Source organism: Nonlabens xiamenensis (assembly GCF_003865345.1).
In the GTDB taxonomy this organism is placed as follows: Bacteria; Bacteroidota; Bacteroidia; order Flavobacteriales; family Flavobacteriaceae; genus Nonlabens; species Nonlabens xiamenensis.
Genome location: NZ_RMVE01000002.1, coordinates 281,632 through 293,925, shown reverse-complemented (window position 1 = coordinate 293,925; position 12,294 = coordinate 281,632). Strand labels below are relative to the sequence as shown.

9 protein-coding genes are annotated in these 12,294 nt (G+C 43.3%); 6 read left to right on the top strand and 3 right to left on the bottom strand.

The genetic code is table 11. The annotated features are described in order from the left end of the window. Positions 1-6: 6 nt before the first annotated feature. Both EGM47_RS06290 and EGM47_RS06285 read right to left on the bottom strand, forming a co-directional pair. Entirely contained in the window at positions 7-2,829 is a 2,823-nt protein-coding gene (locus EGM47_RS06290) for a gluzincin family metallopeptidase (RefSeq protein WP_124979934.1), read from the bottom strand. Positions 2,830-2,950: 121 nt separating this feature from the next. Further along, entirely contained in the window at positions 2,951-3,640 is a 690-nt protein-coding gene (locus tag EGM47_RS06285) for an LOG family protein (protein ID WP_124979933.1), read from the bottom strand. Positions 3,641-3,796: 156 nt separating this feature from the next. Here EGM47_RS06285 and EGM47_RS06280 point away from each other — a divergent pair, with 156 nt between their 5' ends. Genes EGM47_RS06280 through pcaF form a run of 4 tightly spaced genes read left to right on the top strand, consistent with a single transcriptional unit; the run spans position 3,797 to position 8,166 of the window. Further along, the gene (locus tag EGM47_RS06280; protein WP_124979932.1) at positions 3,797-4,396 is read left to right on the top strand and encodes a SprT-like domain-containing protein; all 600 of its coding nucleotides are present in this window, start codon (positions 3,797-3,799) and stop codon (positions 4,394-4,396) included. Continuing rightward, the gene (locus tag EGM47_RS06275) at positions 4,393-5,472 is read left to right on the top strand and encodes a mannose-1-phosphate guanylyltransferase (protein WP_124979931.1); all 1,080 of its coding nucleotides are present in this window, start codon (positions 4,393-4,395) and stop codon (positions 5,470-5,472) included. Before EGM47_RS06280 ends, EGM47_RS06275 begins: the two co-directional genes overlap by 4 nt. Continuing rightward, positions 5,472-6,926 (top strand): DUF389 domain-containing protein, encoded by a 1,455-nt coding sequence (locus EGM47_RS06270; protein ID WP_124979930.1) that lies wholly within the window; start codon positions 5,472-5,474, stop codon positions 6,924-6,926. The genes EGM47_RS06275 and EGM47_RS06270 overlap by 1 nt, the downstream gene beginning before the upstream one ends. Positions 6,927-6,954: 28 nt before the next feature. Continuing rightward, positions 6,955-8,166 (top strand): 3-oxoadipyl-CoA thiolase, encoded by a 1,212-nt coding sequence (gene pcaF / locus EGM47_RS06265; RefSeq protein ID WP_124979929.1) that lies wholly within the window; start codon positions 6,955-6,957, stop codon positions 8,164-8,166. Between the two features lie 72 nt (positions 8,167-8,238). Here pcaF and EGM47_RS06260 read toward each other — a convergent pair whose 3' ends face one another. Further along, on the bottom strand, positions 8,239-8,451 hold the full coding sequence (locus EGM47_RS06260; protein ID WP_124979928.1) for a hypothetical protein: 213 nt from the start codon (positions 8,449-8,451) through the stop codon (positions 8,239-8,241). A 488-nt stretch (positions 8,452-8,939) separates the two neighbouring features. Here EGM47_RS06260 and paaZ point away from each other — a divergent pair, with 488 nt between their 5' ends. Continuing rightward, the gene (gene paaZ, locus EGM47_RS06255; protein WP_124979927.1) at positions 8,940-11,486 is read left to right on the top strand and encodes a phenylacetic acid degradation bifunctional protein PaaZ; all 2,547 of its coding nucleotides are present in this window, start codon (positions 8,940-8,942) and stop codon (positions 11,484-11,486) included. Between the two features lie 45 nt (positions 11,487-11,531). Then, complete coding sequence (locus EGM47_RS06250) at positions 11,532-12,284, top strand: enoyl-CoA hydratase/isomerase family protein (protein ID WP_124979926.1); 753 nt, start codon at positions 11,532-11,534, stop codon at positions 12,282-12,284. The last annotated feature ends 10 nt before the right edge of the window (positions 12,285-12,294 follow it).

Genomic DNA, 12,294 nt, shown 5'->3' with positions numbered 1-12,294 from the left:
AGCCTGCTAGTACCACCTTCTGGTGAATAATCTGATGAAAGTATTGATGTCCAGGGTAACGATAAAACGTATTTTCTCATCGTAATTATCTTGGGCGATTTCCCATCCATTGTTGCTGTAAACTGGAAAGTATAATTCAAAATAATCCTGAAGCAAGTTCAACCTCACTCCGCTGTCATAAACAAATTTAGCCCCTCGGTCTTTGTTCTTGACAAAACCTACATCTCCATAAACATGAATGTAGTTCCAGAGGCTATAGGATGCATTTGTAGTGGCGATCCATTGATCTGCAAACGCAGGCTCCAACTGAGATTTAAAACCACCTTCAGCCACGATCAGTTGTTGAGAAAACAAACCATCATCTTCAGACCTTCCGTAATAGTTGTAGTCAAAAAGATAATCAGTTGGTCGGTCCAAGGCAAAAGAAAAGAAGTTGTCACTTCCCCTGGTCTCATTGTGCAAAAACAATCCGCTGAAAAATCTCAATTCAAGCTGACGGTTATTTTTGTAAAGTTTGCGATACTTGATCCTAAAGGTGGCCTTGGAAAATCTGCTGGAGACCTCGGTGCCCAGATTATAAGAAAACACGCGTTTGAGGTTGTTGTCCGACAAACTATAATTGATGGTGAATACGTTGTAATCTGGTTCATTGACTGGATTAGCAGGGTCCCTGTCACGGTCTACAAAGATATTTCTGAAAGACAAAGAGGACCTCTTGTTGCTCCTTAAGTCAGCAGGCCTAAATCCGAATGCCAGCCATCCGCTACCTCTACGGAACATAAGATCGTCTGCATAGGAAAATCGATTAGCACTCAGTCCGTATCTCAATTGATACAGCGATTCTTCTCTGTTATCTATAAAATGAGTATAGCCAAAGCCCACAGATCCAACAATTTTCTGGGAAGTGAGGCCATAACCGGGTTTAATGCTGTACCTGAAAGGTTTGGGCAATAGATTCCCATTATAAAATCTAGCGCCAGGTGTCAATCCATCGTAAATATTGAACTCAAAATCAGGCATAAGGAAAACCTGCGCACGCTCTGGATCCTCTATATCTTTAAACAACCTAAATTCTAGGGGACGATTTAAAGAGGGCAGAGGTTTCAAAGTCCGGTAATTATCCCGTTGATTGAACTCTGGTATCAAACGTTCATAATTCAGTGCAATTCGGTTAGCACGCTTTCGCGAAAGCGAAATCACCGAATCCATAGCCTTTATTTCCAGCCATTTCTTTTCAATAATACTATCCTTGTCCAGGAGATAAACTGGAACCGGCATTTCAATCCCAGACTTGTTTTTTAGCTTAAAATGTATTGAGTCATCGGTTTTCCTGATGGAGTTGATCTTCCAGTCCAGGCGTTTATAGGTGGTAATATAATCATCAAAAAACCAAGACACATCTTTTGAGGCGTTTTGCTCTAGTAATCGTTGAAAGGCATCGACCGTAGCGCTGGAATGGGTGTGCTCCAGATAGAGTTGTCTCAGCGACTTGTCTAGGGCGTCATCACCAAGGTAGTCCTTAAGGATATGAAGCCCAATAGCAGCCTTGTAAGGGATACCCAATTGCTGATTATACTTGACCAACTCATCAGCCGGAGTATTGGCTGCCTGATCCAAGTTGAGTCTGGAAGAGTTGAGATAAAGTAAGGAAAAACGATCGTTGAACTTCAGTTGGCTGGCTTTAAAGCCTCTAATTCCCCAAAAATCACTGAGTTTCCCGCCTATTTTTAAGTTAGGATAGTACTCCTCCTGGTATTCCATGATTAGATAAACCATAATGGCTTGCTGTAGCCAGGATTCTTGCCTTGGATTGACGCTGATCCCTTCATCTACCCAACTACGTGTCATGGATTTGAGCAATTGTACCTCATAGGTGAAGCCTGCCGGGAAGGGGTTAATAAAACTAGGCAGCGAACTCAACCCGTAGACCGGATTTTCCTTGTAGAACTCTTTTGAAATGAGCAGCTTTTCACGAGGAAAACTTCCCAGTTTGTCAGTGAGGAAACTGGCAATACGATCTGTGAAAATCAGCTTCATGTCCGTAGGAACATCGTTGTCTTCCAGATTAGTCAGTACATCGAGCCCAGGAACACTGTAATTTTTATATTGGTCAATTTGCCTGAGTAGGTGCAGCCGCACTTCTCGTCTGCTGGTTCCCTCAAATTGATAAGTGTTGCGTTCCTCAAGAAATATTTCGGAGGTCTCTTGGAGCGTGCTGACCGCCTTTAATCGGGCTGGCAGTTGAAGATCGATTTTGAATCTTGTAGTCGCACCGTGAAAATCATTGATCGATTTATGCGAATAATATTCCCATTTTCCATCGTTAAACACGGCTGGGTGCAAATACCAGTATCTCAGTGCATACTCATCTTTGCTGGTTCGACCATACCCTGTAAAATCGTCTTCAGGAATCCTGACTTGATAGGCCAGATTCAGCGTTCGACTTGATCCAGCAGGAATCGGGGTTTTTAAAACCAGTCTGACGACATCGGGATGATCTTGTGGTCGCTCAATCCGATAGTCTTCATGGATGTAATCCTTGGAAAAAATGGTTCGTCCCTTGCTTTCTTCAGAAGAAAATTGGAAACGGTTTTTAAAGTCTTCTGCAAATCTGATGGCCAATGGTGTCTCTACAGAGGAAAAGGCGTTGGCCCAATCCATCAGGTATACTTCCTCCCAGGCTTGATCAGAATTATTGACCACCAGCAATTCCTGCTTGATGTCCAAGGTTTCTGTAGCACCGTAAAGTGAGGCGCGAATATGGGTTTCATGCTGGCCATATACGACCGCAGCCATCCAAAGCAATAGTAGCGTAAGCTTTAATTTCATAGAGTGATAATTGCTTTCGGTTGGATCGTGTAAGTTCTTCAGTGGTTATGACCTAAATATAAAGCGCAGAGTTCACGTGGATATTGCGCAATCTACCAAAAAGATCACAGCGGTTTTGCGATTAAAAATTAGGACTCAGACTATATTTGGCATAGAATTCATTGATGATCTGTACCGCCTCCTCACTGGTGTCTACCAAATGCAAGAGGTCAATGTCTTCTGGGCTGATGGTAAAGAATTTTTTATCTAGCGTTGATTTCACCCAATCCAGGAGTCCTTCCCAGAACTCGGTGCCCACAAGTATGATAGGGAATTTAGCGATTTTTTTAGTTTGTATCAATGTAATGGCTTCAAACAATTCATCCAATGTTCCAAAGCCGCCAGGCATCACTACAAAGCCTTGGGAATACTTCACAAACATTACTTTACGGGCAAAGAAGTAATCAAAATCCAGGCTCTTGTCATGGTCGATATAAGGATTGTCATGCTGCTCAAACGGCAGGGCAATGTTCAATCCTACCGAAGTTCCGCCGGCCAGGTGAGCACCTTTGTTACCGGCTTCCATAACTCCTGGTCCACCTCCAGTGATTACTCCATAACCATTTTCAACGATTTTCTGGGCAATTTCTGTGGCTAGTTGGTAGTATTTATTGTCTGGTTTTAATCGGGCACTTCCAAAGATGGATACACATGGACCTATCCTGCTCATGCGTTCAAATCCCATGACAAATTCAGACAATATTTTAAACGTGGCCCAGCTATCATTGGTCTTCAGGTCATTCCAACCTTTTTCTCTCACTTCTTTTCTCATTCGTTTTTCTTCTATTTTACGTCGGTTGATCACCGATCAAAGCAAACATAACCACAACAGACCTATTTTATAAGATTTTCTATATTTTTTAAGTTAATAAATAGGTTGACCTGCGCTTGAAGGTGCTGGTGTAATTCTGTATTATCGCAGTTCCTTATGAGTGTTTTACAACAATATCTACCTCAATTGGCTGTGGCTCCCTTGACCGCCTTGCTGGAAATGCATGAGGTTCATCTCAAAATTGTCAGAGAAAGAAAGACCAGACATGGAGATTATCGCAGGAATACCGATGGATCACATTCGATCACGGTTAACGCCAATCTCAATAAGTACAGGTTTTTGGTTACCCTGGTCCATGAGCTAGCTCATCTGGTGGCCTTTAAAAAATACGGAAGACAGATCAAACCACATGGCCAGGAATGGAAGCATACCTTCAAACATATGATGTTACCATTTTTGCGCCCAGATATTTTTCCTGCCGATCTCCTTCCTGTCCTGGCCAGACATTTTAAGAATCCAAAAGCCAGCAGCGATACGGATGCTATGTTGAGTGTAGCGCTTAAATCCTACGATGCAAACACTGATAAAAGCTATATCTTTGAGATTCAAAAGGGCGCACTTTTTCTAGGCCCCAACGGGCGGAAGTATCAAAAAGGAAACAAGCTACGAAAGAGGTATCAATGTGTCGAGATAGAAACGGGTAGAATCTATTTGTTTCAACCCAACGCACAGGTAGAATTATTGAAAAACCTATGAAAAATGACAAGTTTGCGGTCATTATGGCCGGAGGAGTAGGATCTAGGTTCTGGCCGGTGAGCAGGCAGTCCTTTCCCAAACAATTTCACGATATGCTGGGACAAGGGAAATCCTTGCTTCAAATGACTTTTGATCGATTGTCTAGACAAGTGCCAGTTTCACAGATTTTTGTGTTGACTAATATGGATTATGTAGATCTGGTACAGGAACAATTACCTCAAATAAAATCCAATCAGATTGTTGCTGAACCTGCCATGCGCAATACTGCTCCTTGCATATTGCTGGCGGCTCTCAAAATCCAAAAGATCAATCCTGAGGCCTCAATCGTAGTCGCTCCCAGCGATCATTATATCCCAGATCAAGAAATGTTTGAACGTGACCTTGATACTGCCTTTGGGTTTTGTCAGAAGCATCCCTCTGCCTTACTAACCCTGGGGATCAAGCCCATTTCAGCCAACACTGGGTACGGATATATCGAATATGATAGTTCAGGTGATGTGGTCAAAAAGGTTTCACAATTTCGCGAGAAGCCAGATCTGGAAACAGCAGAATCCTTTCTCATGGCTGGCAATTTTTTGTGGAATGCAGGGATTTTTGTCTGGAAAGCCGCCGCAGTAGTGGCCGCTTTCGCGAAAGCGCAACCTAAAATGAGTATGTTGTTTGCGACAGGTTTACCCAAGCTCAATACAGAATTTGAAAAGGACTGGTTGGCTACGCATTACACGGAAGCAGATAACATCTCTGTAGATTATGCGATCATGGAAGAGAGTGATCAGGTGTATGTGTTACCTGCTCAATTTATTTGGAATGACCTGGGTACCTGGGGATCACTCTATCAGCAACTGGACAAAAACCAATCTGACAATGCCATCGTCAATGCCAGTGTCACACAAATTAGTTCGCAAGGCAATATGATCCGAACTACAGAGGGTAAAAAGGTAATTGTGCAAGGCTTGCAAGATATGATCGTGGTGGAAGAGGATGATATCTTAATGATTATTCCCAAATCTGCCGAACAAGACATCAAACAAATAAGAAATCAGGCCATGGAAAAATATGGCGATGCTATTGGATAATGGAAGACCACAATTACAACAATGCAGAGGATAACTTGTTGGAAGAAAACCAACAAAAGATATACGGGATATGGGATAATGTCACGGCATTCCTAAGGGATTTGCTGGATATACGCCAAGACTCTGACCGCAATGAGACCATTGAATCTGTTCGTAAAGACATTTCCTTTCAAGGACACAATGCCTGGATCTTGATATTTTCCATAATGGTAGCCTCGATAGGTTTAAACGCCGATTCTACTGCAGTAGTCATAGGAGCGATGCTTATTTCTCCACTCATGGGTCCTATCGTAGGTATGGGATTGGGAACGGCTATCAACGACAACAAAATGTTGAGGAGGTCCCTGATCAATTTAGGGGTAATGGTGGGACTTTCACTGATAACGGCTACGCTTTATTTCTTTATTTCTCCGATCAAGGAGATCAATGACGAATTAGCTGCGCGTACAGAACCTAATATTCTGGATGTATTGGTGGCTATTTTTGGTGGCTTGGCACTGATTGTTGCCAAAGCCAAAAAAGGAACCATTTCCAATGCTATCGCAGGAGTAGCCATCGCTACGGCGTTGATGCCACCTTTATGTACGGCAGGTTATGGTATTGCCATCGGTGAACTAAGTATATTAGGTGGAGCGATGTATTTGTTTTGTATCAATGCAGTTTTTATTGCCTTGTCCACCTATCTGGTATGTAAGTTTTTGAGATTCCCCATGGTACGCTATGCCAATGAAGCCAAAAGAAAAAGAACAGCTAGAATTGCCGCTTTTGTTGGTATCGTTGTATTGGCTCCCAGTATCTATTTCTTTGTCCAGCTCTATCAAAAACAACAGTATCAGATTGCGGCAAGAAAATTTGTGGAAGAAAATGTAAGCTATCCTGGAGTAAGGGCACAATCAGAATGGAACCAAGAGACCAAAAGATTGGATGTGGTACTTTTAGGACAGGAAGTCCCCCAGCATGTAATTACAGATTGGGAAGCCAAGTTTTATCGAATGGAACGATTTGAGAATTCCAACATTGAATTTTATCAAGGAAGTCGCACCATAATGGCCGACAACAATGAGGAATTCGAAAAATTACAGGAGGAGCGAATCAATGATATCAAACTAATCCAAAACAAGGATCAACGTATTGCTGCATTAGAAGATGAACTACGTGCCGTGAGTAAGCGATCCCAGGAGCTAGAAGTGATTACTGAGGAGGCTGCATTGTTGTACCCAGAATTAAAAGAAATGTCTTATGCTCCGGTGGTTTCCAAAGATTTTATCACCCAACAGTACGATACTACTGATGTATTCACCATTATTTTTAAGGACAGCCTGTTACCTGATACCCGTAAAAAAGAATTGTCAGCAACCATGTTTGGATGGTTGCAATATAGAATGAAGTCCGACCGATTAAAAATCGAAGAAAAAGAACAAGCCTTGAAAGAAGGAAACCAGACCAAATCTTAAAAGCTTTTTTCCATTTAGTACATCACTTATGAAGAACACTTATATCGTTGACGGAATCAGAACGCCGATCGGAAATTACAAAGGAGGCCTTTCCACCATTCGTCCAGATGATCTGGCGGCCTTGGTCATAAAAACCTTGGTAGAAAAAAATCCTGAGGTTCCTCAAGAGGCTTATGCCGATGTAATCATGGGATGTGCCAACCAGGCAGGGGAAGATAATCGCAATGTAGCGCGTATGGCTGGTTTACTGGCTGGGCTCCCTTATTCAGTGCCTGGTGAGACCGTCAACAGACTATGTAGTTCTGGATTGAGCGCTATCGTCCATGCCCATAGAGCTATACAGACGGGTGATGGAGAATTGTTTGTTTGTGGAGGGGTGGAGAACATGACACGTGGGCCGTATGTGATTGCAAAACCTAGCAGTGCTTTTGGAAACGATAGTAAGATGTATGACAGCAGTTTTGGCTGGAGGTTTGTCAATCACAAAATGGCCGAAATGTACGGAACTGACGGTATGGGGAATACGGCCGAGAATCTGGTGGAAAAATTTGATATTTCTAGAGAAGATCAGGATGCATTTGCCGCCTGGTCCCAACAAAAGGCTACCGCAGCCCAAAACTCTGGAAGGTTGGCCAAAGAGATCGTAGCCGTAGAAATACCCAGACGCAAAAAGGACCCTATCATTTTTGATCAGGATGAATTCATTAAGCCTACGACCACAAAAGAAGTGCTGGCCAAATTACGTCCTGCGTTTAAAAAAGACGGCTCTGTGACCGCAGGAAACTCCAGCGGACTTAATGATGGTGCAGCCGCTGTTCTGGTCGCCAGTGAAGATGCCGTTCAACAATATGGACTGACACCAAAGGCAAAAATTCTTTCTAGTGCTGTGGTAGGTGTAGAACCACGCATTATGGGTATAGGGCCGGTTCAAGCCAGTAATCAAGCTTTAGAAAAAGCTGGGTTGACGATGGCCGACATGGATATTATCGAACTCAATGAAGCGTTTGCTTCGCAGGCATTGGCATGTACCAGACAGTGGGGGCTGGCCGACGATGATAAACGTATCAATCCCAATGGCGGGAGTATCGCCATCGGACATCCATTGGGAATGACTGGAGCTAGACTGGCTTATACGGCTGCGCTGGAATTATCGCTTTCGCGAAAGCGATATGCCCTGATCACCATGTGTGTGGGAGTTGGTCAAGGTTATGCTATGGTGATTGAAAATCCTCATCTCTAGGTTGATTGACTCGTTGTAGGTAAGCCCTGACCTCCTTGGCTTGAATCTACAGAATGATTTTGCGCTGCGTCCTTATCGCAATCTTTCAATAAATACTGATGATCCTTGGGCATCCCTTAAATAAACTGTTCCGTTATTTTGGGTTTTGTTGATTTTAACCTGTGCCTGCATCGTAGCCGTTCCAGAGAACCTGTCGTCCAATTCTAAACTTATGTTGGCAGTAACTTCAAAAGTACCTTGTTCGTTCAGTTGCCATGCATTGAATCGGCCCTTGCTATCAGCCACTGGAAGAAATAAGAAAGTGCTCTTATTGTATACACCACACCATCCATAACTTCTACATCAGTCCCGCCAGTGGATGAAGCTATGTTGAGGTTAACAATTTGATAAATCAAAATTCTAGCTTCTTTAGGCAGGGTGATAAAAAAATAAAGCTGAAGGAGGTCAAATAGATGAACGAGTGTTTAAAAACGTTGATCAGTGAGTTTTGATGAAATATGGTTGCCGTATATCGATTAAAAAATAAGAGGCTTAGCTTGAGTCCGATGATTATCGTAGGAATAAGATTACGATTTTGTAGAAAGAACTGAAATTTTATCAACTTGTTAAGCTATAGGATGCAAGAGATAGGAGAAACAGCTGTTTGGAAACATACTAACGATTGTTAGTTTGGCAATTATCATTTTATTATTTTCGTATTTTAAGGATATTCCTTGTGTTTTGATGATTATTTTTAATTCCTTTTTAAAGGAATCAGCTCTAAATAAACAATTATGATTCTTCCTTCCTATATCAATGGCCAATGGCAAACTGGTGACGATCAAGACACCAGAAAAATGTATGACGCAGTGAGTGGTGAGGTCATCGGAGTCACCAGTACAGTAGGATTGGATATTCCCGCTGCGCTACAATACGGCAGGGATGCTGGAAAGAAACTGAGGGATATGACTTTCCAGCAACGCGGGAACATGATCAAAAAGTTGGCTTTGTATCTCACTAAACGCAAAGAACAGTTTTACGATATTAGTTATCGGACTGGGGCTACCAGGGTGGACAGTTGGATAGATATCGAAGGAGGTTTTGGAAACCTGTTTGCCAATGCCAGTTTGCGTAAACTTTTTCCCGACCAGACCTATGCGGTAGAAGGAGAGCCAATAGATCTTTCCCGCGGTGGTCGCTTCATGGCCCACCATCTCTTGGTTCCTAAAAAAGGAGTGGCCGTACACATCAATGCTTTCAATTTTCCAGTGTGGGGAATGTTGGAAAAATGTGCGGTGAACTGGATGGCAGGTATGCCGGCCGTGGTGTTGCCGGCACCTCAAACAGCCTTCCTGACTGAAGCTGTTGTACGCGAGATCATCAATAGCGGAATATTGCCGCCAGGTGCCTTACAACTGTTGTCAGGATTGACCACCAATATTCTGGATACCGTTCAATCACAGGATGTAGTAACCTTTACTGGAAGCGCGGCCACTGGACGTAAGCTTAAAAATCACCCTCAACTTCTACAGGAAAGTGTACCTTTTACCATGGAGGCTGATAGTTTGAATGCCTGTGTTTTGGGTGAGGATGCAGTCCCTGGAACCGCCGAATTTGATTTATTTATCAAAGAAGTACGCAAAGAAATGACGGTCAAATGCGGTCAAAAATGTACTGCCATTCGAAGAATAATCGTTCCTGAACCTGTATTGGAAGATGTGCAAATTGCCCTAGGCAAACAGCTGGATCGTACTGCTATCGGCGATCCGAGATCCAAATCTACCCGTATGGGCGCATTGATCAATAAGGATCAACGCCAGGTGACGATCGACCAGATCAACAAACTTACCCAAACTGCCCAATTGGTTTATGGTGACTTAGATAGCGTCCAACTGAATGGAGATTCAGTTGGACTCGATCAGACTAAAGGTGCATTTATGTCGCCAATTCTTTTGCGAGAAGATGATCCATTCAACAACACCCAAGCCCACGAAATAGAGGCTTTCGGTCCAGTGAGTACATTGATGCCCTATAATGGAATTGACCAAGCCATTGAGTTGGCACAAATGGGTAAAGGATCTTTGGTGAGTAGTGTGGTGACTGGAGATGACGCTTTCGCGAAAGCGTACACGGTAGAAGCTGCTTCACACCACGGACGCATTTTGGTATTGAATAAGGAAAGTGCCGCCCAGTCCACGGGTCACGGTTCGCCTTTACCTTTGTTAGTGCACGGTGGACCCGGTCGTGCAGGAGGAGGCGAGGAAATGGGAGGCCTCAGAGGGATCAAACATTATATGCAACGATGTGCTGTTCAAGGTAGTCCCACAACACTTACGGAAGTCACGGGAATTTATCAGCCCAATGCGGCTTACAAAACTACCGATAAGCATCCGTTTGCCTATCACTATGAAGATATCCAACCAGGAATGTCACTTGAAACACACAAGCGCACGATCACCGATACGGATATTCAAAATTTTGCCAACTTGACCTGGGATCATTTTTATGCTCATACAGATATTACCAGTCTTGAGGGGAGCATATTTAAAAAACGTACGGCCCACGGCTATTTTATCATCAGCGCAGCGGCAGGACTTTTTGTTTATCCTAATAAAGGGCCGGTGTCAGCCAATTATGGACTAGAAGATATTCGCTTTTTGAGACCTCTGTACCACAACGACACTATTTATGTACGCTTGACTTGTAAAGAAAAACGAGAGCGCGATGTCAACGGCAGGGAACACCCATCTGGGATTGTCAAATGGTATGTGGAAGTTTTTGATGCAGAACCAGTGGATTATGAAAATGGTAAAACCGATGAGGAAGCAGAGGCACTGGTAGCCGTAGCAACCATTCTGACCATGGTCGAGAAAAAACAAACCGTATTCCCCACGATCACAGAAGCATATATCAAATCAGCATTGGCTGGTTTATCAGAGGATATGCAACCTGAATGGGGCAGCATGACACCGCAACATATGGTGGAACATCTCGAACAAGGCTACAGAATAGCTAGTGGGCAAAAGCAGGATTTTGAGATCGCAACTCCTGAAGAACATTTGGAGAAAGTGGCGGCTACGCTTTGGAATTATAAAAAAATGCCCAAAAACTTCCGGATGCCTCTGATGAAAAGAGAGGGTTTGGAAGACTTGGTGCACCCAGACCTGGAGTCAGCCAAAATGGCCATGCTGGAAGCGCGGAACCAATACCTCGATTACTTTAAACGCCACCCAAAAACCACGACTAAAAATGCAGTATTTGGGGAGTTGACTTCCTATGAGTGGAGTTTGTTAGAAAGAAAACACGTCTCGCACCATTTTGAACAATTTAAATTGACTTAAACACCATAAAGATCACTGGATCAATCCATTTTTCAATATTCATTTATGACAGCAGCTTACGTAAAGACAACGACAGAACATCAAATTACAACGATCGAATTCTTCCATCCGGCGCACAATTCGCTGCCCAGTGATGTCTTGGCTGATTTGGCCAACGCGATCCAGAGTGCAGGACAGGACGAGAATACCAAAGTCATTATCCTAAAATCTGGGGGTGAACGAACCTTCTGTGCTGGTGCTAGTTTCAAGGAACTGGTCGCCATCGAAAACGAGGAGCAGGGGCTTGAATTCTTTTCTGGATTTGCCAATGTGATCAACGCAATGCGCAAATGTCCTAAATTTATCATAGGTCGAGTGCAAGGTAAAACTGTAGGCGGCGGAGTAGGAGTGGCCAGTGCTACAGATTATTGTTTTGCTACCAAGTATGCAGCCATCAAACTGAGCGAACTCAACATCGGTATTGGGCCATTTGTGGTAGGACCGGCTGTACAGCGTAAGCTAGGACTGAGCGGTATGAGCCAAATTGCTATCAATGCCAATGAATTTTATACGCCAGAATGGGCCAAGGAAAACGGACTTTTTGCCGAAGTTTTTGACACCACAGAAGACATGGATAAAGCCGTGATGGAACGCGCAAAAGCCTTGGCTCAATATAATCCTGATGCCATGGCAGAAATGAAAAAAATGTTTTGGTCGGGCTGCGAGGATTGGGATCAATTATTGACCGAACGGGCCAAAATTTCTGGGAGATTGGTACTCAGTGACTTTACCAAAGAAACATTGAAAAGGTTCAAATAAAGTATGTAGT